Source organism: Lentzea flava (genome assembly GCF_014648475.1).
Lineage (GTDB): Bacteria > Actinomycetota > Actinomycetes > Mycobacteriales > Pseudonocardiaceae > Lentzea > Lentzea flava.
The window spans coordinates 19999-40726 of record NZ_BMRE01000063.1 but is presented as its reverse complement, the minus strand read 5'-3'; the positions used below and the strand labels follow the sequence as shown (position 1 = coordinate 40726).

At 67.9% G+C, this 20728-nt stretch carries 20 protein-coding genes and 5 tRNA genes; 6 read left to right on the top strand and 19 right to left on the bottom strand.

The genetic code is table 11. The features are described 5' to 3' along the window. Positions 1–403: 403 nt before the first annotated feature. Positions 404–862 carry a nitroreductase family deazaflavin-dependent oxidoreductase gene (locus tag IEZ09_RS40100; protein ID WP_189259077.1) on the bottom strand — a complete coding sequence of 153 codons (459 nt, stop codon included), beginning with the start codon at positions 860–862 and terminating at the stop codon, positions 404–406. Between the two features lie 10 nt (positions 863–872). Here IEZ09_RS40100 and IEZ09_RS40095 point away from each other — a divergent pair, with 10 nt between their 5' ends. The 4 genes from IEZ09_RS40095 to IEZ09_RS40080 all read left to right on the top strand — a co-directional run bounded on the left by IEZ09_RS40095 (position 873) and on the right by IEZ09_RS40080 (position 5644). Further along, positions 873–1838 (top strand): lycopene cyclase family protein, encoded by a 966-nt coding sequence (locus IEZ09_RS40095; RefSeq protein WP_189259076.1) that lies wholly within the window; start codon positions 873–875, stop codon positions 1836–1838. A gap of 42 nt (positions 1839–1880) precedes the next feature. Then, entirely contained in the window at positions 1881–3554 is a 1674-nt protein-coding gene (locus IEZ09_RS40090) for a GGDEF domain-containing protein (protein WP_189259075.1), read from the top strand. Positions 3555–3707: 153 nt separating this feature from the next. Continuing rightward, positions 3708–4772, top strand: a complete 1065-nt coding sequence (locus tag IEZ09_RS40085) for a carboxylate-amine ligase (protein ID WP_229813369.1) — start codon at positions 3708–3710, stop codon at positions 4770–4772. Positions 4773–4843: 71 nt separating this feature from the next. Continuing rightward, positions 4844–5644: an SAM-dependent methyltransferase gene (locus IEZ09_RS40080; protein WP_189259073.1), complete on the top strand. Its 801-nt coding sequence runs from the start codon at positions 4844–4846 to the stop codon at positions 5642–5644. Here IEZ09_RS40080 and IEZ09_RS40075 read toward each other — a convergent pair. The 3 genes from IEZ09_RS40075 to IEZ09_RS40065 are packed head-to-tail and all read right to left on the bottom strand — an operon-like array spanning position 5641 to position 8836. Beyond that, positions 5641–6471, bottom strand: a complete 831-nt coding sequence (locus tag IEZ09_RS40075; protein ID WP_189259072.1) for a UbiA prenyltransferase family protein — start codon at positions 6469–6471, stop codon at positions 5641–5643. The genes IEZ09_RS40080 and IEZ09_RS40075 overlap by 4 nt on opposite strands. Beyond that, entirely contained in the window at positions 6459–7562 is a 1104-nt protein-coding gene (locus tag IEZ09_RS40070) for a cytochrome P450 (RefSeq protein WP_189259071.1), read from the bottom strand. The genes IEZ09_RS40075 and IEZ09_RS40070 overlap by 13 nt, the downstream gene beginning before the upstream one ends. After that, a complete protein-coding gene (locus IEZ09_RS40065; RefSeq protein WP_229813368.1) occupies positions 7559–8836 on the bottom strand; it encodes a prenyltransferase/squalene oxidase repeat-containing protein in 1278 nt (425 codons plus the stop codon). The genes IEZ09_RS40070 and IEZ09_RS40065 overlap by 4 nt, the downstream gene beginning before the upstream one ends. A gap of 136 nt (positions 8837–8972) precedes the next feature. Between IEZ09_RS40065 and IEZ09_RS40060 the strand changes: the two genes are divergently transcribed. Continuing rightward, complete coding sequence (locus IEZ09_RS40060; RefSeq protein ID WP_189259069.1) at positions 8973–9383, top strand: CBS domain-containing protein; 411 nt, start codon at positions 8973–8975, stop codon at positions 9381–9383. Between the two features lie 15 nt (positions 9384–9398). On the opposite strand, the gene IEZ09_RS40055 is transcribed toward IEZ09_RS40060, so the two are convergent. The 14 genes from IEZ09_RS40055 to IEZ09_RS39990 all read right to left on the bottom strand — a co-directional run bounded on the left by IEZ09_RS40055 (position 9399) and on the right by IEZ09_RS39990 (position 17305). After that, the gene (locus IEZ09_RS40055; RefSeq protein WP_189259068.1) at positions 9399–9848 is read right to left on the bottom strand and encodes an NUDIX domain-containing protein; all 450 of its coding nucleotides are present in this window, start codon (positions 9846–9848) and stop codon (positions 9399–9401) included. 63 nt (positions 9849–9911) lie between these two features. Continuing rightward, positions 9912–9986, bottom strand: a tRNA-Val gene (locus IEZ09_RS40050). Between the two features lies 1 nt (position 9987). Next, positions 9988–10064 (bottom strand) — tRNA-Ile (locus IEZ09_RS40045). A 95-nt stretch (positions 10065–10159) separates the two neighbouring features. Then, positions 10160–10232, bottom strand: a tRNA-Leu gene (locus IEZ09_RS40040). Between the two features lies 1 nt (position 10233). After that, positions 10234–10307: transfer RNA gene (locus tag IEZ09_RS40035), tRNA-Leu, on the bottom strand. Between the two features lie 14 nt (positions 10308–10321). Next, a tRNA-Gly gene (locus tag IEZ09_RS40030) sits at positions 10322–10394 on the bottom strand. Between the two features lie 392 nt (positions 10395–10786). Continuing rightward, positions 10787–11173: a metal-sulfur cluster assembly factor gene (locus tag IEZ09_RS40025; protein ID WP_189259067.1), complete on the bottom strand. Its 387-nt coding sequence runs from the start codon at positions 11171–11173 to the stop codon at positions 10787–10789. Then, on the bottom strand, positions 11170–11610 hold the full coding sequence (sufU, locus tag IEZ09_RS40020; RefSeq protein WP_030470337.1) for a Fe-S cluster assembly sulfur transfer protein SufU: 441 nt from the start codon (positions 11608–11610) through the stop codon (positions 11170–11172). Before sufU ends, IEZ09_RS40025 begins: the two co-directional genes overlap by 4 nt. After that, positions 11610–12887 (bottom strand): cysteine desulfurase, encoded by a 1278-nt coding sequence (locus IEZ09_RS40015; RefSeq protein ID WP_189259066.1) that lies wholly within the window; start codon positions 12885–12887, stop codon positions 11610–11612. The genes sufU and IEZ09_RS40015 overlap by 1 nt, the downstream gene beginning before the upstream one ends. 27 nt (positions 12888–12914) lie before the next feature. Continuing rightward, positions 12915–13688, bottom strand: coding sequence for a Fe-S cluster assembly ATPase SufC (gene sufC / locus IEZ09_RS40010; protein WP_189259065.1), 774 nt, complete (start codon positions 13686–13688; stop codon positions 12915–12917). 27 nt (positions 13689–13715) lie between these two features. After that, entirely contained in the window at positions 13716–14030 is a 315-nt protein-coding gene (locus IEZ09_RS40005) for a non-heme iron oxygenase ferredoxin subunit (protein ID WP_189259064.1), read from the bottom strand. Then, on the bottom strand, positions 14027–15181 hold the full coding sequence (gene sufD, locus IEZ09_RS40000) for a Fe-S cluster assembly protein SufD (RefSeq protein ID WP_189259063.1): 1155 nt from the start codon (positions 15179–15181) through the stop codon (positions 14027–14029). Before sufD ends, IEZ09_RS40005 begins: the two co-directional genes overlap by 4 nt. Before the next feature lies 1 nt (position 15182). Beyond that, positions 15183–16637 (bottom strand): Fe-S cluster assembly protein SufB, encoded by a 1455-nt coding sequence (sufB, locus tag IEZ09_RS39995; protein WP_189259062.1) that lies wholly within the window; start codon positions 16635–16637, stop codon positions 15183–15185. Then, positions 16634–17305, bottom strand: coding sequence for a helix-turn-helix transcriptional regulator (locus tag IEZ09_RS39990; RefSeq protein ID WP_229813367.1), 672 nt, complete (start codon positions 17303–17305; stop codon positions 16634–16636). The genes sufB and IEZ09_RS39990 overlap by 4 nt, the downstream gene beginning before the upstream one ends. Before the next feature lie 124 nt (positions 17306–17429). On the opposite strand from IEZ09_RS39990, the gene mptB reads away from it, so the two are divergent. Beyond that, positions 17430–18962 (top strand): polyprenol phosphomannose-dependent alpha 1,6 mannosyltransferase MptB, encoded by a 1533-nt coding sequence (gene mptB / locus IEZ09_RS39985; RefSeq protein ID WP_189259061.1) that lies wholly within the window; start codon positions 17430–17432, stop codon positions 18960–18962. Between the two features lie 444 nt (positions 18963–19406). Here mptB and IEZ09_RS39980 read toward each other — a convergent pair whose 3' ends face one another. Next, entirely contained in the window at positions 19407–20612 is a 1206-nt protein-coding gene (locus tag IEZ09_RS39980) for an HNH endonuclease signature motif containing protein (RefSeq protein ID WP_189259060.1), read from the bottom strand. Positions 20613–20728 lie beyond the last annotated feature (116 nt).

Genomic DNA, 20728 nt, shown 5'->3' with positions numbered 1-20728 from the left:
ATGTGTTAAGCACGCCGCCAGCGTTCGTCCTGAGCCAGGATCAAACTCTCCAATAAGGACTTAGTTTGATCGGCCAGACGGAATAGGTCTGGCAATCTGGTAAAACATTCTCAAAGGAAACCCCTGACGAGGGGTTTCATATTACTGGCTGTGTTTCGGCACGCTGTTGAGTTCTCAAAGAACACGCGCTCACCGGATCCAATCTCCGTTTCCGGAGAGTTTCACTCGGGGCTGGTGTGTCTGAAGCTTATTTGGTGTTTCGCGCCGGTGTCAAATCGGCCTCTCAGAGGCTCTTTGTCTCCGGCTTGTGCCCCGCTCGTTCCGGTTTTGATTTCCGGCCCGTTCCGCGCTGGCAGAGAGAACATTACACCGGGGTGATCGGCTCTCCAAATCGGGGGGTCACCTATGCACCCGCACCACCGCTGACCTGCATGTTCTCGACGCGGAACACCGGGTGGCGGTCGGCCTCCGCCTCGAACGCCGAGACCGGGTCGCCGACGCGTGCGTCGAAGAAAGGCCTCGTCACGGGCTCCTTCTTCACGTACGCGGCCAGCACCGGCGCCGCGACAGCCGCGGAAACCTCGGTCAAACGAACTCGACGTGACCTACGTCCCCTTCGCACGACCGCTTCGCCGGCAGCCCGTGCGTTGTGCACCCAGTCGCGGACTCCGTACGGCGCGACGAACCACTCCTGGCCGTCGTGGCGCATCAGGCGGATGGGGATCGTGCGCTCCGCACCGCTGCGCCGTCCGCGGATGGACAGCAGCACGTAGTGGGAGGGCGCGATGCCGAGGGCGACGGCACGGCTGATGACGACGTTGCCGACGCGCCGGAGGAGGGTCGAGCGGAAGGTCTTGGCCACGGCGTCAATCATGGACCTCGTGTTCGACGTGCTCGTGATCGGTGGTGGCCCGGCCGGCCGCGCGCTGGCCCGCGCGTGCGCGCGGGAAGGTCTCGACACCGCGATCGTCGACCGTCACCCGCATCGTCCCTGGACGGCGACCTACGGCGCGTGGGCCGACGAACTCCCACCTGACACGCCCACCAAGGCCATCAGCACGACTGTTCGCGCGTACGCGCGCGAGGAGCACCTGATCCAACGCACCTATGTCGTGCTCGACAACGCACGCCTCCACGAGCTGCCACCGGACGTGCAGGTCCTCAAAGAACCAGCGGAAGCGCGCTACACGTTCAACGCCACAGGCGCGCGCAAGGGCCGTGCCGAACAGACGGCCGTGGGCACGATCATCGAGTCCGACTGCACCGAGACCACGCTGATGGACTGGCGCAACGGCGACACGTTCCTCTACCGAGTCCCGCTCGGTGGCAACAAGCTGCTGGTCGAGGAGACCTGTCTGGCCCGTCGCCCAGGCATGCCGCTCAGCGAACTCCGCCGCAGACTCCACACACGGCTGGAACCGGGCCCACAGGAAGAACGCGTCCGCTTCCCCCTCGACGCACCACGGGCCGATGGCCTGGCGTTCGGCGCGTCAGCGGGCTTCATCCACCCCGCGACCGGCTACAGCGTCGCGACGTCACTCGACCTCGCCCCGAAGGTCGCCCAGGCCGTCAAGGCAGGCGAGGACCCGAAGCACGTCATCTGGTCCCGCAGCGCGCGCATCGTCCACAAACTCAGGCGGTTCGGCCTGGAAGTGCTGCTGCGCATGGACGCCGACGAGACGAGGGACTTCTTCGAGCTGTTCTTCCAGCTCCCGGCCGAACTGCAGCGTGCGTATCTGTCCGGCCGTGAGGACGTACGCGGTACGTCGGCCGCGATGGCGAAACTGTTCAGCGCCGCACCATGGCGCCTTCGCGCCAAGATGATGAACTCCTGGTGAACCCTCTTGGAGCTGGTCACGCACCCCTGCACGATCTGAGACGTGCCCGCCTTACTGGATGACGTCAGGTTCGCCTTCCAGCCGCTGTTCAACCTGAACACCGGGGGCGTCGTAGCGGTGGAGGCTCTGGCCCGGCCGCACGACGGCAGCGTGCAGGATCTGCTCCAGGCCGCCTTCCAGGCGGGACTGCTGACCAACGCCGACGTCGGACTCGCCTGCCGGGCGGTCCGCGCCGCGGCCGACTTCGACCTGCTGCTGCCGCTGCACATCAACCTGCTCGCGATCACGGTCGCGGACAAGCCCGAGGTCATGAGCCCGCTCTACGGCGCGCTCAGGGACGCCCGGCGCTCCCCCGACAGCATCGTCATCGAGGTCGGCGAGCCGTACTCGCGCGCCAACCGCGCCCGGCTCGCCCGTGGTCTGAAGACGTTGCGCAACAACGGCTTTCGCATCGCGCTCGACTGCGTGGGCGAAGGGGACGTGCCGCTCGGCCTGCTCACGAGCGCCGCGCCGGACTTCATCAAGCTCGACCGCGAGATCGTGCGCACCCTGCCCGACGACGCGGCGCGGTGTGCGCTGGTGCGGTCGTTGGTGCACCTCGGCGAGTACACGGGCGGTCAGGTCGTGGCGGAGGGTGTGGAGACCGAGGCGCAGCTGACGTTCCTCCGCAAGCTGGGAGTGGGGCACGCGCAGGGCAACATGCTCGCGCCTCCGCAGCGAAGACCGGCGGTGAACGCCCGCATCGCGCCAGAGGCGGTCACGGAGACCGGGGAGATCCGCCGCAACGCCGGCCCCAGGGTCACGGACTTCCTGCACCCCGCCACGACGTTGCCCGAACACGCCACGAGCGAGGAAGTCCGCGAGGTGCTGGCGAGCCAGCCGACCGTCACGGGCGTGGTGCTCGTGGACGACGAGGGCCGGCCGAAGTGGTCGGTGGACCGCAACCGGTTCCTGCTCGCGGTCACCGGGCCGTACGGGCACGCGCTGCACGCGAAACGAGAAGCCGCACGGCTGGCGGACAAGCCGCACATCATCGGCACTGAGTCCTCCGCGCTCGACCTTCTTGACGTGGTCGCGCATGCGAACCGTGAGCGCACCAACGACGACCTCATCGTCGTGGACCACAACGAGCGATGCATGGGTGTTGTGCGCGTTGCGGACGTCGTCAGGGGCGTCGCCGAGCTGAAGGTGGAGCAGGCGGCCGCGCTGAGCCCGCTCACCCGCCTGCCCGGCAGCGACGCGCTCTCGAAGGAGGTCGAGCGGCGCATCGAGATCGGCGAGATCTTCGCGGTGTCGTGGCTGGACGTCGACAGCTTCAAGCAGGTCAACGACACGGTCGGGTTCGCGGCGGGCGACGACCTGATCCGCGAGATCGGGCACGACCTCGCCGAGCTCGCGAACGCGTTCCCCGGCGTGCAGGTCGGGCACGTCGGCGGGGACGACTTCCTGATCCTCGCCGGGCTCGACGAAACGGTGCCGTTGTCCGCCCGTTTGCTCGACAAGCCGTACACGGCGGAGGGACGACACATCACCCTCTCTCTTGCGACCCTTATCTGTGCCGCGGGGTCAGTGGGGTCGTACCGCGAGGTGTCGCGGTTGCTGGCACCAGTCAAGGAGCACGCGAAGTCGCTCGCCGGATCCAGCTGGGTGATGGGCCGGCCTGGCAGCGAACGACGTGATGTGCTGCGAGGTGTCGCGCAACGCGCGGTGAGTTGAAAGTACAACCGAACGCCTCCTGTGCGACGACCTGATCACTCATAGCATCGAGGTCGCTACTCAGCGCACAGGAGGTTCGGCGTGCAGGTCGGCAGCAGAACTCAATCGGTACCCGCGCAACGCACGAGCATCGAAGGCCTCCTCACCGTTGGCGTGGAAGAGGAATTCGTTCTGGTCGAGGCATCCACCGGCCATCTGGCCAACCGTGCCAGGGAGGTGCTCACCGGCGCCGACCGCTACGAGGTGGACCTGCAGCCGGAAATCGCGCAGTACCAGGTGGAATCGGCCAGCGGGATCTGCACGGACATGACGACGCTGCGCGACGAGCTCGCCGTTGCGCGCAGGGCGTTGATCGAACGGGCGGCGCGCCACGACGCGAGGCTCGCCGCGACCGGAACTCCCGTGCTGGGCCTGACGATGCCGACGCCGTTGACGGACTCCCCGCGCTACCACCGGATGGCGCAGGAGATGGGCGCTCTCACCAACGATCTCGCGATCTGCGGCTGTCACGTGCACATCGGGCTGCCCGACGACGAGTCGAAGATCTTCGTGAGCAACCACCTGCGGCCGTGGTTGCCGACCTTGCTGGCGCTGGGGGCGAATTCGCCGTACTGGCTCGACGGCGACACGGGGTACGCGAGCTGGCGTTACGTGGTCTGGAACCGTTGGCCCACTTCGGGTCCGCCACCGCACTTCGACTCCGCGGCCGAGTATCACGCGGCACGCGAGGAGATCGTCGCGAGCGGCGCGGCGATGGACGCCGGGATGCTCTACTGGGACGTGCGGTTGTCCGCTCGCCACCCCACGCTGGAGCTCAGGGTGTCGGACGTCGCGCCGACGGTGGAGGAAGCGGTCCTGATGGCCGCTCTCGTGCGCGCAATCGCCTCCACCGCGCTGAGTTCCGGGGTGGCGCCCGCGCCGATCCCGCCGCACCTGCTGAAGGTCGCGATGTGGCGTGCCGCGCGCGACGGTCTGGAGGGCTTCGGCATCGACCCCGTGACGGGTGCGCCGACTCCCGCGCCGACGATCGCCGCGTCGTTGCTGCGGTGGGTGCGTCCGGCGCTGGAGTTCGCCGGTGACTACGAGATGGTGAGCGAGGGCCTCGACAGGTTGCTGCTCGACGGCACGGGTGCGGCACGGCAGCGGAGGGCGTTCGCGCGCCGCGGAAGGCTGGACGACGTCGTGGGATTCCTCGTCGCCCAGACCACACCGGCCTGATGTTCACTCGATCGGGTACATCTTGGGGCGGCTTGGTGCTCCTCCAAGCCGGGATCCGGTAGTTAGTCCCCGTGGCCACCCCCATCTGGGCACCGGGAGTGAACGGTCCGGAGAAACCCAACACCGCACGCGTCAGGGACTACTGGCTCGGCGGCACCCACAACACGGAGGCCGACCAGGAGCTGGCGGCCCACCTCGTGTCCGCGGCACCGCATCTGCCTTACCTGTGCCGCACGCACCGCGCGTTCCTCGGCCGGATCGTCAGCAGACTCACCGCGCTGGGGGTCCGGCAGTTCCTCGACCTGGGCTCCGGGTTGCCCACCGCCGACAACGTGCACCTCGTCGCGCCCGACGCGCGCGTGGTGTACGTGGAGATCGATCCGGCCGTGGCGAGCGAGGGCCGCGAGATCGTCGCGAACAACCCTCAGGTCTCGTACCTCTGCGCGGATCTGTGCCGCCCGGAGCAGGTGCTGGAGTCGCGGGAGGTCCGCACGACGCTGGACCTGTCCGAGCCGGTCGCCGTGCTGGTGCTGGACGTGCTGCACTTCGTCCCGGACAGCGCCGAGCCGCACAAGGTGCTGGCCCAGTACATGGACGCGTTGGCGCCCGGAAGCTACCTCGGGCTCTCCCACACGTGCCGCGACCCGTTCATGCTGGCCGCCGTGGGGCTTTTCGGTGCCATGTACGAGGATCAGCCGTTGCCCACGTTCACGTTCCGGTACCCGGAGCAGGTGGTGCAGTTCTTCGACGGCATGGAGATCCTCTCGCCGGGCGTGGTGCCGATCCCGTTGTGGGAACCGGATCCCGACGAGATCCAGGACCGCAATCCCGAGAACTTCCAGGGCTGCGGCGGCCTGGCGCGCAAGATCTAGGCCAGCAACGGGATCGCGGCCAGCACGACCGTCGACACGACGGCCATCGACATGCCGTACCGCAACTGCTGTCTGGCGGTGGGCAGGTCGCGCGCGAGCAGGAACGCCGAGCACGCCGCGACGCCCACCGCCGCCCACATCCACCCGAACCTGAACCACAAACCGCCGCCCACCAACAACAACCCGCCCGCGGTCAGCTGTGTCGTCGCGTTGACCGCGTGTCTCGTGCCGTACACGACAGCGGGTGTTCTCGACCCGACGTGGGCGTCGCCCGCGCGGTCCGGAACGGCCCACCACAGCGCCCTGCCGGTCGCGAGCGCCGCGACACCGGAGAAGACGAGCCACACCGCAGGGTCCGCCCGTCCCCCGGCCGCCGCGTAGGCCGTGATGCTCGGCAGCAGCCCCGCGGCGATCGCCAGCACCACCGGACCGGAATAACCACGCCGTTTCAACCTGATCGGTTCGAGGTTGTACGCCAGGTACAGCACCAGGATCAGCCCGACGCCGACCGCGACCCGCCACGACACGGCGATCGCCAGCGCCTGGGCGAAGATCATCTCGAAGATCGCCAGCGCGAGGACCTTGTCCGCGCCGATCTCCTGCACCGCCTGGGCCAGATGGCGTTTCTCCGCGGTGTGGATGTCGTTGCGGAGGTCGGCGTAGGCGTTGAGCGGGTTGCCGGAGATGATCGCGACGAAGTTGGCGAGCACGGCGATCACCACGGCGAGGTCGAATCTCGTCGCGTAGCAGGCACCCCACGCGGCGCAGCACGCGTAGTGCACGCCGAAGGGGTGTTCCAGACGGTGGAGGTGGGTCAGCGCCGGCACGTGGCCACCATCGCGAGGCTCGGCGGTGGCGCCATCGCGGCGCCCCGCAGCTGGGGTGTGCAGGAGCGGGGTGCGGTCAGGCTGATCCGCCGGTGCCGCAGCAGGGCGGTGACGATCGTCCGGATTTCCAGCAGCGCCAGCTCCTTGCCGGGACAGTGGCGCACTCCCCCGCCGAACGGGAAGAAGCCACCTGGAGGTGGTGGTTTTCTGGTGGGGTCGAAGACGTGCGGGTTGTCGTAGGTCGCGGCGCGGCGGTGTGCCAGGTAGATGCTCGGGGTGATCACCATGCCGTCGTCGCTCATCCGGTTTCCGGCGAGCGCGGCCGGTGGGGACAACCGCAGCGACTCCGCGATCGTGGCGTCGAGCAGCCTGTCGTCGGTGAGGAGCTGCTCGGCGAGGCCGGGGGTGCGGTCGATCCAGTACACCGTCCACGCGGTGGCGGACGCCGTCGTCTCGTGGCCGGCGAAGAGGAGTGAGACGACCTGGTCGCGCAGGTCTTCCGGCGGCAGGCACGCGGCGAGGGCCGGTGGTTCTGCGGTTTTCGCGCGGTGCAGGAGCATTTGGTCGAGGTGCGGGTCGAATCTAGTCGTGCCTGGCGTGAGGTAGCGGTGGGCGAGGGTGCGGACGCGGCTGCCGAGGCGGCGGTCGAGCCAGCGGCTGAACGCGGTGAGCAGCTCGTCGTCGGCCACGCCGAAGACGATGCGGCCGATGATCCTGAGCGTCAGCTTTCTGGTCCAGGTGGCGAGACCCACCGGGTCACCGCTCGGCAGTTCGGCGATGGAGCGTTCGACCATCTCGTCGATCAGGGCCTGGTACCTGTTGGCACGCAACATGGGCGCGAGCGTGCGGCGGTACGCGGTGTGCTCCTCGCCGTCGAGCCACAGCACGGAACGGTTGCCCAGCAACGGGCTCAGCGTGCGGCTCGGCGGGTGGTGCAGCTCGCGGTCGTGGCGGAACAGCGCGGCCATCACGTCCGGGTGCCAGACGAGCCAGCGCCGTTCCCTGAGCTTGACCAGGCCGTCCTCGAAGTCCTCCACCGAGTCCAGGAACCCGATCAGCTGCAGCGCGAACCTCAGCTCGGTGCGGTTCATCGGCACACCGCGCACGCGAGGTGGAGCGCCGCCATGCCCTCTGCCCGGATGATTCTCGTGGGGGCGTACAGGTCTTTGTCGTGCCACAGCGGCGGGTGCGGGCGATCTTGCCAGTCCTGCAGGAACTTCGCGCCGCGGGTCATCGCTTCCGTGACGTCCCTGCGGGAGTGCGACAGGATCCTGATGGCGTAGGCGGTTTCCTCGTAGGTGCCCTCCCATCGGCCCCACGAGCCGTCGTCCCGCTGCGTCCGCAGGACCCAGTCGACGGCCTTTTCGTTGCCTCGCAGGGCGTTCGTGACACAGGCGGTCGCGTAGTAGGGCGAGGCGTGCCACTTGTCCCGCCAGAAGCCTTCCGGCTGCTGCATGTCGCGCAGCCACTCCTCCAGCTGCCGGTCGTGGCCGAGTGCCTGGAGCGCGTGGGCGTTCGTGCTGGTCGACGGCGTGCGCTCGTTCGGGAAACAGGCGAAGTGGCGGGCTTCCCGGTAACGGTGGAGGGCTTCGGCGGGGCGAGGGCTGTCGCACAACGCGAGCGCGTGCAGTGCGGTGGCGGTGTCGTCGGCGTCGGCGGGAAGTCCCGGTCCGCCGGCCGCGCCTTCGCGGGTGAACGCGGCTTTGATCTGGCCGGCCATGGGCTCGGGGACGTCGAGCCCCGCGGACTTCAGGGCGACGATGATCCAGGAACGTTCGAACAGCTGGACCGGAACGCCTGCGGGGACAGGACCTCTGTGCCGTCGCTGGACGGTGTCGAGGTAGTCGAGGCTCGGACCGGGTCTGGGACCCTGGAGTTGAACGGCGGTGGCGGCGGGGCTGGCGGCGACGATGCCGTCGACGGTTCTGACCTCGGGACGGGGACCGAAGATTTCCAGTGTGTGCCAGAGCTTTTCCGGCAGCGGGCGTTTTCTGAGCGCGTGCAGCGGACGCGGGTCGAGCGGCGTGCGCAGGCCGAGTCTTTCGGCGAGCGCGGGCACGATGAGCTCGACCGCGACCGTGTCCGGCAGCTTCAGCGGACGGCTGAGCAGCTTGCGCAACGCCTCGAGGCCTCTGCGCGCCGCCGGGTGCCCCTGAAGCGCGTCGACGGCACTGAGGGTCGGGACCAGCGCGTATTCACCGGGTCCGCCCCACGTGCCGTCGGGGTGCTGGGTGTCGACGAGATACCGGAGTCTGGCTTCGTGCCCGTTCAGCCACGGTGCCAGCGCGACGAGCCTGCCCGTCTCGTACACGGACGGTGTGATGCCGCTCCAGGGATCGTCGGTCAGTTCCGCTAACAGGTTCATCGCGGCCCCCGGAGATAGCAACTGCGTAACCGTAGGACCACAGAGAGTAGCACTCTGGACCATCTGGCCCGCAAGGTTCTAGGCCGTTCAGAGGACCACACTGCAGGGTGGTTTAACCGGGCGGATCCTGGGAGTCATGACAACAGCTCGCGAAATCATGCACCCCGGCGTCCGGTGCGTCGACTCGGACGCGAGCCTCGTCGAGGCCGCCCGCATGATGCGGGACCTCGACGTCGGATCCCTGCCGATCTGCGACTCGGACGACCGGTTGCGCGGCATCATCACCGACCGCGACATCGTGATCAGGGCCGTGGCGGGCGGACTCGATCTCGGCACCACCCGGTGCGGCGAGTTCGGCGGCCACGTCCACTGGGTCGACGTCGAGGACTCGCTGGAGCACGTGCTGGCGACGATGGAGGAGAACCAGATCCGGCGGGTGCCGGTGATCGAGAACGACCAGTTGGTCGGAATGGTGTCGGAGGCCGACCTGGCGCGGCACCTGCCGGAAGAGCAGCTGGCGACGTTCGTCGAACGGGTCTACGCCTGAGCCTCGGACCGGCTGTCAGCACAGCCGGCTGACGCCGTGCTCCAGGTAGCGGATCTCGCCTGATTCCCTGGCCCGCAGCGCTTCGGCGACCCGGCGCGCCAGCCTGGGGATCAGGCGTTCCACTGCTCGTTCCGGTGTCACGAACTCGTACGACTTGAGCTCTGCCGCCTGGAGGCGGATCTCGCGCGGGTTGGTGATCATGCCACCGTCGAACACGAACAGGATGCGGTCGTCGTTGTTGTGCGGGGCCCAGTCGACGACGAGGAGCCTGCCCGGTTCGCGTTGCAGGCCGAGCTCTTCCTCGACCTCGCGCCGGCAGGCTTCGGTCGGGGTTTCACCGTGCTCGACAACACCGCCCGGGATCTCCCAGCGCGGCTTGTAGGTGGGTTCCACGAGGAGGATGCGGCCCGCCTCGTCGAAGAACAGGGCGCCGGCGGCGGAGATCGCTCTGCTGGGGTGATCCACGAGTCCCTTTGTACGCCGCAGCCCGCCGGGGTCACGGCGGGCTGCGGCTTCGTGCGGGAAGGGTGGTCGTCCGACCAGGTTTCGAACCTGGGACCCTCTGTTTGTAAGACAGATGCTCTTCCCCTGAGCTACCGGACGGTGGTCGTCCCGCCAGGACTTGAACCTGGGACCTACCGCGTATCAGACGGACGCTCTCACCAGCTGAGCTACGGGACGACAGTGGAAGACGAGGGTGTCGAACCCTCCAGGGCGATCTTGCAAGGATCACCTGCGCGCCGGCGCGTCCCCCGATGTGGTTGTGGTTGGTGCAGTGCCCTCACCAGGATTCGAACCTGGACTGGACGCGTTCTGAGCGCGTTGCCTCTGCCGTTGGGCTACGAGGGCGTGCGGATCCAGGGAGTCGAACCCCGACTGTCATGGCCCTCAACCATGTGCCTCTGCCAGTTGGGCTAGATCCACTTTCGTGTGCTGCGAGCGGCCGGAGGGCATCGAACCCTCTGCTTCGGTTTGGAAGACCGACGTGTCCGCCGAGTTCACCACGACCGCGTGCGTTATTCAGTTGTGCGGCACCGACGGAAGGAGTCGAACCCTCGGGAAACGGGTTTGGAATCCGTTCCGCTTCCGAAGCTCGTCGGCATTTGTGGGTAGGGCAAAAGAAAAGCCGCCGGGGGTTTCCCCTGGCGGCTCCGCGGTCTTGACCTGCTACGAGGTCACGGCCTGGAGCCCCACGCCAGCACCAGAAGGCAACCGGCGACGAAGGCGAGAATTCGCCATCCCGCGAGCTGAGCCTTGGTGAGCATGTCTTCCTCCGGTTTGATCTCTGTCCGTCTTGCAGGAACCAAGTTAGGCGACGGCCGGGTGGCCGTGCAACGCATTTATTGAACCAAAGAAAACGGCGCGCACCCCAGCGGATGCGCGCCGTTCCACAACTTGAGAACTCACACGGTGAAGCCCAACGCGCGCAGCTGCTCGCGACCGTCGTCGGTGATCTTCTCCGGGCCCCACGGCGGCATCCACACCCAGTTGATGCGGAAGTCCTTCACCAGGCCGCCGCCCGCGCCACCCGTGAGCGCCGCCTTCGTCTGGTCCTCGATGACGTCGGTCAGCGGGCAGGCCGCCGAGGTGAGCGTCATGTCGATGGTGGCGACGTTCTCCTCGTCGATGCGGATGTCGTAGACGAGACCCAGGTCGACGACGTTGATGCCGAGTTCCGGGTCGACGACGTCGCGCATCGCCTCTTCCACGTCGTCCAGTGCGGCGACGTCAGCCTTGGGCTCGAAGACCGGCATGCCTTCGGCTCCCCGGACGACTTCTTCGGTGCTCATGCTGCTCCCTGGCTTCGTGCGACTGCGTCCTTGAACGCCATCCAGCCCAGCAGCGCGCACTTCACGCGCGCCGGGTACTTTGCGACACCGGCGAAGGCGATGCCGTCTTCCAGGACGTCCTCGTCGGGCTCCACCTGGCCGCGGCCCTGCATGAGCTCGACGAACGCGTCCATCTTCTTGAACGCCTCACCCACGGGCTTACCCACGACGAGGTCGGTCAACACGGACGTCGAGGCCTGGCTGATCGAGCAGCCCTGGCCGTCGTAGGAAACGTCCTGCACGACGTCGTCGACGACGTGGACGCGCAGCGTCACCTCGTCACCGCAGGTCGGGTTGACCTGGAACGACTCGGCGTCGTACGGGTCGCGCAGGCCTCGGCCGTGGGGGTTCTTGTAGTGGTCCAGGATGATCTCCTGGTACATCTGCTGGAGCTGCATCAGGCCACCCCGAAGAACTTCTGCGCCTCGCGGACGCCGTCGACCAGCGCGTCGACCTCGTCCAGCGTGTTGTACAGGTAGAACGTCGCGCGCACCGACGACTGGGCGTTCAGGCAGCGGTGCAGCGGCCACGCGCAGTGGTGGCCGACGCGCACGGCGATGCCCAGGCTGTCGAGCACCTGGCCGGCGTCGTGCGGGTGGACGCCCTCGATCTCGAACGGCACGGCGCCGCCGCGGTCGACCGCGTCCTGCGGGCCGATCAGGCGAACACCGGGAATCGAGCCGAGACCTTCCAGCGCGGCAACGGTCAGCGCGTGCTCGTGCGCGTGGATCCGTTCCATGCCGACGACGCTCAGGTAGTCCACGGCGGCGCCCAGGCCGACGGCCTGGGACGTCATCGGCGAACCGGCCTCGAAACGCTGCGGCGGCGGCGCGAACGTCGAGCCCTCCATCTTCACCAGCTCGATCATCGAGCCGCCGGTGATGAAAGGAGGCAACGCCTCCAGCAGCTCACGACGTCCATAAAGGACACCGATGCCGGACGGGCCGAGCATCTTGTGGCCGGAGAACGACGCGAAGTCGACACCCAGCGCGTGGAAGTCGACCGGGCCGTGCGGCACGGACTGGCACGCGTCCAGCACCGTGATCGCGCCGACCTTCTGCGCGGCCGCGACGAGCACGGACACCGGGTTGATCACGCCGGTCACGTTCGACTGGTGCGTGAACGCGACGACCTTGGTGCGCGGCGTGATCACGCTGTCCACATCGGACAGGTCGAGACGGCCGTCGGGGTTCAGCTTGAACCACTTGAGCACGGCGCCGGTGCGCTGGGCGACCTGCTGCCACGGCACGAGGTTCGCGTGGTGCTCCATCTCGGTCACGACGATCTCGTCACCGGGATTCAGCACGAACCGCGCGGCCTCGGGGCCGGACGTGGCGGCGTTGCCCATCGCGTACGCCACGAGGTTGAAGCCCTCGGTGGCGTTCTTGGTGAACACCAGCTCGCCGAAGTCGGCGCCGACGAAGTCCGCGATGCGCTGACGCGCACCCTCGTACGCGTCGGTCGCTTCCTCCGCGAGCTGGTGGGCGCCCCTGTGCACAGCAGCGTTGTGCTGCTCCAGGAACGCCTTTTCCGCGTCCAAAACCTGCGTCGGGCGTTGCGAGGTGGCGCCGGAGTCCAGGTAGACCAGGCGCTTCCCGTCACGAACGGTGCGAGACAGGATGGGGAAGTCCGCCCGCAGGGCGGTTACATCCAGTGGTGCTGCGGTGGTGGTCACAGCGCCTCCTCTCCAACACCTGCAACGTCAGGACAGGCTGGCGGCTTCCGCCTTGCCGGTGTACTTCACGTAACCCTCGTTCTCGAGCTGGTCGGCGAGCTCGCGGCCACCGGACTCGACGATGCGGCCGTTCGCGAACACGTGCACGAAGTCCGGCTCGATGTACTTGAGGATCCGGGTGTAGTGCGTGATCAGCATGACGCCGACGTCGCCGGAGGCCTTGTAGCGGTTCACGCCCTCGGACACGACGCGCAGCGCGTCGACGTCCAGGCCGGAGTCGGTCTCGTCGAGGATCGCGACCTTCGGCTTGAGCAGGCCCAGCTGCAGGATCTCGTGGCGCTTCTTCTCACCGCCGGAGAAGCCCTCGTTCACCGAACGCTCGGCGAACGCCGGGTCGATGTCGAGGTCGGCCATCGCACCCTTGACCTCCTTCACCCAGTGGCGGAGGTTCGGGGCCTCGCCGCGCACAGCGGTGGCGGCGGTGCGCAGGAAGTTCGACATCGAGACGCCGGGGACCTCGACCGGGTACTGCATGGCGAGGAAGAGGCCGGCGCGGGCGCGCTCGTCGACGGACATCTCCAGGACGTCCTCGCCGTCGAGGGTGACGGAGCCCGAGGTGATCTCGTACTTCGGGTGACCGGCGATCGCGTACGACAGCGTGGACTTGCCGGAGCCGTTGGGGCCCATGATGGCGTGGGTCTCGCCCGCCTTGATCGTCAGGTCGACGCCCTTGAGGATCTCCTTGGGGGCGTCCTCGCTGACGACCGAGACGTGCAGGTCCTTGATCTCAAGCGTGGCCATGACTACCTAAATCTCCTGGTGCTGAAGTCAGTTCGTGGTGACGGTGACATCGACGAAGACGTCTCCGTCACGGATGTCGACGGCGTAGACGTCAACCGGTTCGGTGGCGGGCAGCGAGTTGGGCTTGCCGGTCTCCAGGTCGAAGCACGACCCGTGCAACCAGCACTCGATCCCCTTGCGGGAGACCTCGCCCTCGCTCAGCGACACCGCCGCGTGCGAGCACTCGTCGGCGAGCGCGTGCACCCGCTCGCCGTTGCGCACCAGGACGACGGCAACGTCGTCGACCTCGGTGGCGAACGGCTTGCGGTCGTCCAGTTCGGACAGTGCACACACGCGGATCACGCCCCGACCGCCTCGAGCTCTGCCTCGATGGCGGCCTCGAGGCGCTCGCGCACCTCGGGAACGGCGATCTTCGCGATCAGCTCCTGGAAGAAGCCGCGCACGACGAGACGACGTGCCTGCTCCTCCGGGATGCCGCGCGCCTGCAGGTAGAACAGCTGCTCGTCGTCGAACCGGCCGGTGGCGCTGGCGTGGCCCGCACCCTCGATCTCGCCGGTCTCGATCTCCAGGTTCGGCACCGAGTCGGCGCGCGCGCCGTCGGTGAGCACCAGGTTGCGGTTGAGCTCGAAGGTCTCGGTGCCCTCGGCCGCCACGCGGATCAGCACGTCACCGATCCACACGGTGTGCGCGCCCTCGCCCTGCAGCGCGCCCTTGTAGACCACGTTGCTGCGGCAGTTGGGCTGCGAGTGGTCGATGAACGGGCGGTGCTCCTGGTGCTGACCCGCGTCCGCGAAGTACAGACCGAAGAGCTCGGCGTCGCCGCCCTTGCCCGCGTACTGCACGACCGGAGTGATGCGGACGGCGTCGCCGCCCAGCGTCACGACCGTGTGCTTGATCGACGCGTCGCGACCGAGCTTCACGTGGTGCTGCGAGACGTGCACCGCGTCGTCGGCCCAGTCGTGGATGGCGATCACCTGGAGGTGCGCGCCGTCCGCGACGAGGAACTCGACGTTCTCGGCGTACGCGCCGGAACCGCGGTAGTCCAGGACGACCGTGCCCTCGGCGAACTGCGACGCCTTGACCAGGACGTGGCCGTAGGCGACAGCGCCTTCCCCGGCGCCGGTCACCGTGACGGTGGTCGGCTCGGACTTCGCGTCGCCGGGCAGCGTCACGACGGTGGCGTTCTCGAAGGAGGAGTACGCCTGCGCCGCGATGCGGTCACCGGGCACACCGGCCTTGCCGAGACGCTCGTCGTCGCGACCGACCGTCTCGACGGTGACACCGGCTGCGGCGTTCACCTCAACGGCAACCGAACCCGTTGCCGCAGCGCCGGAGTGCAGACCGGCAAGACGCTTGAGAGGCGTGAAACGCCAGATTTCCTCACGGCCGCCCGGCACCTCGAACGCCTCGACGTCGTAGGACGTGAAGTGCTCGGCGCGCGAAGCGACCGGAACCAGGCCGTGGGAGTGAGGTTGAGTCGACAGGGCGGCCATGTCAGCCGACGGCCCCTTCCATCTGCAGTTCGATCAGGCGGTTCAGTTCGAGGGCGTACTCCATGGGGAGCTCGCGCGCGATGGGCTCGACGAACCCGCGCACGATCATCGCCATGGCCTCGTCCTCGTTGAGGCCGCGCGACATCAGGTAGAACAGCTGGTCCTCGGAGACCTTCGAGACCGTGGCCTCGTGGCCCATCGCGACGTCGTCCTCGCGGACGTCGACGTACGGGTAGGTGTCCGACCGGCTGATGGTGTCGACCAGCAGCGCGTCGCACTTCACCGTCGACTTCGAGTGGTGCGCCCGCTTGTTGACCTGGACCAGGCCGCGGTACGACGTGCGGCCACCGCCGCGCGCCACCGACTTCGACACGATGGTCGAGGAGGTGTGCGGCGCCAGGTGGACCATCTTCGCGCCGGCGTCCTGGTGCTGGCCCTCGCCCGCGAACGCGATCGAGAGGACCTCGCCCTTGGCGTGCTCGCCCATCAGGAAGACGGCCGGGTACTTCATGGTCACCTTGGAACCGATGTTGCCGTCGATCCACTCCATGGTCGCGCCCTCTTCGGCCTTGGCGCGCTTGGTGACCAGGTTGTAGACGTTGTTCGACCAGTTCTGGATCGTCGTGTAGCGGCAGCGGCCGCCCTTCTTCACGATGATCTCGACGACGGCCGAGTGCAGCGAGTCGGACGAGTAGATCGGTGCGGTGCAGCCCTCGACGTAGTGCACGTAGGCACCCTCGTCGACGATGATCAGCGTGCGCTCGAACTGGCCCATGTTCTCGGTGTTGATCCGGAAGTAGGCCTGCAGCGGGATCTCGACGTGCACGCCCTTCGGCACGTAGATGAACGAGCCGCCGGACCACACCGCGGAGTTCAGCGCGGAGAACTTGTTGTCACCGGCGGGGATGACGGAGCCGAAGTACTCCTTGAACAGCTCCGGGTGCTCCCGCAGACCCGAGTCGGTGTCGAGGAAGATGACGCCCTGCTCCTCGAGGTCCTCGCGGATCTTGTGGTAGACGACCTCCGACTCGTACTGGGCGGCGACACCGGCGACGAGGCGCTGCTTCTCGGCCTCCGGGATGCCCAGGCGGTCGTAGGTGTTCTTGATGTCCTCCGGCAGGTCCTCCCAGCTGGTGGCCTGCTTCTCGGTCGAACGCACGAAGTACTTGATCGAGTCGAAGTCGATCCCAGAGAGGTCGGCGCCCCAGTTCGGCATCGGCTTGAGGTCGAAGAGCTTCAGCGCCTTCAACCGGTACTCGAGCATCCACTCGGGCTCGTCCTTCTTCGCCGAGATGTCGCGGACGACGTCCTCGTTGAGGCCTCGGCGGGCGCTCGCGCCGGCAGTGTCCGAGTCGGCCCAGCCGAACTCGTAGTTGCCGAGAGACGCGATGGTCTCTTCCTGCGTGAGCGGAGACTGCACCGTGGTGGGCGTGCGCTGCTCGGCAGCGGCAGTCATGCGGGCTCCCCTCCATCATCTGGGATCCGTGAGGTGTTCGGGATGTGCGTCGTGCACACGGCGTGGCCGCGGGCGATCGTCGCGAGGCGCTGAACATGAGAACCGAGGAGGTTCGCGAAAGCTTCCGTCTCGGTCTCGCACAGCTGGGGGAACTCAGCCGCCACGTGGGCAACCGGGCAGTGGTGCTGGCACAACTGCTCGCCCACGCCTACGTGACGTGCCGACGCAGCGTAGCCCTCCCTGGTCAACGCGGCCGCAAGGGCCTTGGCCCGTTCAGCGGGTGTGGCCTGGGCCACGATCGCCGAACGGTGCCGGTCCACGAGCGCGTCGACGCGACTCTGCGCGAACGCCTTGACCGCTTCCTCGCCACCTGTCTGCGCGAGGAACCTGATCGCGGCGACCGCCAGGTCGTCGTAGGCGTGGCCGAACCGGGCGCGTCCGGCATCCGTCAACAGGAAGAGCTTCGCGGGACGGCCACGACCGCGTTGGGTCTGGCGCGGAGCGTCCCTCGTGATCGCCTCGCCGTCCGCGAGCAGTGCGTCGATGTGACGGCGCACGGCCGTGGGGCTGATGCCCAGTTCCTCGGCAACAGCTGCCGCGGTGACCGGACCCTGCTCCAACAGGAGCCTGGCGACAGCGCGCCGAGTCTTGCCGTCGTGCTGTTGCACGGCGTCAAGGTGGGTCTCGGCGTTTTTCACAACACCAGTGTTGCGTATTTAGCCTGAGGTCGCAAAGATCGCGGTCACAGGGTGACCTGACTCACGGCTGAACGTGGCTGGATACCCTGCTCGCATGCCCACTTCCGGCGGAGCAGTGACTCCGGAGAGCGACCTCTTGAACGGTCGAGAGCGTCGTCAGCTGGACATCGTCCGCCGCTGGGGCACCATCGGCGCCTTGTTGCTGACCGTCGGATCACTCGGCGGCGGTGCCGCACCGATCTACTCGCCGCTCTACGGCGTGCCTGTTCTCGGGCTTTTCTCGAGGATGCCCTCAGTCGCGATGGGGGTCGTCTGGACCGGCATCTTCATGATCGTCTCGGCCTGGCTGGCGCTGGGCCGGTTCGTGCGTCCCGGCCGCGCGCGCCTGGTCTCGCGCAGCCAGATGGACCGCACGCTGCTGATGTGGACCGTGCCGCTGGTCTTCTGCGTGCCGATGTTCTCCCGCGACGTGTACTCGTACCTGGCGCAGAGCGAGATCGCGGCGCGCGGCCTCGACCCGTACGTCCTGGGCCCGGCCAACGCGCTGGGCGTCGACCACATCCTCACGCGCGGTGTGCCGAACATCTGGCGCGAGACGCCGGCCCCGTACGGCCCGCTGTTCCTGGCGTTCGGCCGGGTCACCGCGATGATCACCGGCGACCACGTCGTGTCCGGCGTGTTCGTGCACCGGCTGCTGGTGCTGTGCGGCCTGGCGATGATCGTGTGGGCGCTGCCCCGCCTGGCCGCCCGCTTCGGCGTGCCACCGGTGGGCGCGCTGTGGCTGGGCGCGCTGAACCCGCTGGTGCTGTTCCACATCGTCATCGGCGTGCACAACGACGGCCTGGCGCTCGGCCTGATGCTGGTCGGGCTCGAGCTCGCGATGCGCGGGCTGGAACCGCTGCGGTGGTCGTGGATCACCCTGGGCTCCGCGATCATCGTGTGCGGCGCGATGGTGAAGATCCCCGCGATGGCCGCGCTCGGGTTCCTGGGCGTTCTGGTGGCGCGCAAACTCGGCGGCCAGGTCAAACACCTGGTACTGGTGGCCGGGGTGATGGCCGTCATCGCCGGGGTCGGTGTGGTGGCGATCTGCCTGGGCACCGGGTTCGGGTTCGGGTGGATCGAGACCCTGAACGTCGCGTCGACCGTGAAGTCGTGGATGTCGCCGCCGACCGCGCTCGGGTTCCTCGGGGCGGGAACCGGGATCATGCTGGGCCTCGGCAACCACACCGAGGCGATGATCTCGCTGACCCGGCTGCTGGGGCAGGGCGTGTCGGTCGTGATCACGGTGATTTTGCTGTGGCGCAGCTTCAAGGGGCGGATCAAGGCCATGAACGGGCTGGGGGCGGCGCTCGGGGCGATCCTGGTGCTCGGGCCCGTGTTGCAGCCCTGGTACGTGTTGTGGGCGGCGCTTCCGCTGGCCACTGCGGTGGTCGGGCCCAAGTTCCGTACGTTCGCGATGGTGACGTCGGCTGTGATCGCCGTGATTTTGCCGCCTACCGGGTCGGCGTTCGACGGGCGGGCTTACACGGTGCCGCAGGCCGTTGCCGGGGCGGTCATCACGTTTGCGGTTTGTGTGTTGATCGCTCGGAAGCGGGTTGGGCCGTTTCTGAAGTCTGATCCGGCCTGAGTCGTTTCGTCGGCGCATGGACGTGCTGGGTCATTTCATCGCCGCTTCGCGACGATTGCGATTGGGGCTTGACTTCGGGGCCCTTGCGAGGCGCAGATCGGTCTTCAAAAGCCGGGCAGGTAAAGCAGCAAGCCCCAATCTCTTTCGTACGTGGTTGCGTTTTGGTGGTCGGGTTCCGGAAATTACCGCTTGGACGGGCGTGCATCGGGTGCTGTCCGGCTCGGCTTCGCCTTCGCGGTTTCCGGGGTGCACCTCGGCTTTACCGTTGACAATGCGCGGTAGCGGGAGCTTTGCCGTTGGAGATGCGTGGCGGCCGGGGCTTTGCGGTTGGTGTCGTATAGCCGGGCCTGGCCGGATCGTGGGCATGGCTGTGCCACGGCCGTGGTCAAGCTGCACGGCCGTGGCGGTTGGCGTGGTGGGCCGCTCGCGTTCCCCTGGTCGGGGTCAGGCGGCGGTGTGGAGCAGGTTGCGTCTGGGTTTTCGCAGCGGGTCGAGCCAGGCGGGCGGGTAGAAGACCGGCGCGCCCTGCTCGATCGTGACTTCCCAGCCGCTGCGGTGGATCAGGGTGTGGTGGTGGCGGCAGAGCAGGACGCCGTTGTCGATGCGGGTGTCGCCGCCGTCGGCCCAGTGGTGGATGTGGTGGGCATCGCAGTGCTTGGGCGGCCGGTGGCAGCCGGGGAACGCGCAGCCGTGGTCACGGGCGACCAGGGCGCGGCGGATGCCGGCGGTGAACAGCCGCGACCGGCGACCCACATCGAGCGGCTGCGACCGGCCGCCCATCACCATCGGGATGATCCCCGCGGTGCAAGCGAGCTGACGGACCTGGTCAGCGGGGACGCGCTCGCCGTTGTCCAGCACCGCGTGACCGACCTGCTCGGCCAGATCCTGATAAGCCATGGTCAGGGTGAGCGTGACCGGCTCGCCGCCGTGCTCGGGCAGCTGATCCGCGCGCAGCATCAGGTCGATCAGTTCGGCCAGGGCGTCGCCCTGGCGTTCGTCGAGCGAGCGCGGGTCCGGGCCTTCCTCGGTGGCCGGGCGGGGCTTGGCCAGCGGGTCGAGCAGCGTCGCGAACTTGGCGCCGGTGAGGGCGTCCAGGGTTGCCGCGAGCTTCCAGTCCCCGGTCTTGTTCTGGCGCAGGGTGAGCCGGTTGCCTTCGGGCGCGGGTTCGGGGTCGCGGGGTTCGGGGTCGTTCTGGTAGAGGCCGTAGGCCAGGTCTTTGCCGAAGGCGCGCACCGCGGCGGGCTCGTGGTCGCGGGCACACTCCACGACCAGGTTCTCGACCTCGGCGGGCAGGTTCTTCATCGCCTCCGCGACCGCGGCGACGTGATCGAGCGACAACGCGCCCTCGGCCGCCGCCGCGGCGGTCACCGGAAGGGCTGGGGTGATTTCGCTGCCGGTCGGGGTGATCTCACTGCTGAGCAGGACGGCCTGATCAACCCAGCGCTTGGCGGTCTGGTTGTCCCAGCGGAGGGCGTGCCGCAACACCTGCGGCAGAGTTTTGTACCCCAGCTCGGCGGCGGCTCCGCGCCGATTCAGCTCGGCGATGTCCTGCATCACTGCATATTCGCGGGCCCGGATTTCCGTCACCTTGCCGACGATGCTGCGCAGTAGCTCGTCAGTGGAGAGGAGGGAAAGCCGGGGGTCGCTCACGTGTTCGACCCTACCGCAAGATCACGAGAATATTACGGTCGAAAATGAACACCATCGAGTGAACTGGGAAGCGGTAATTCCCGGAATCCGACCGCCTAACGCAACCACACGCACTC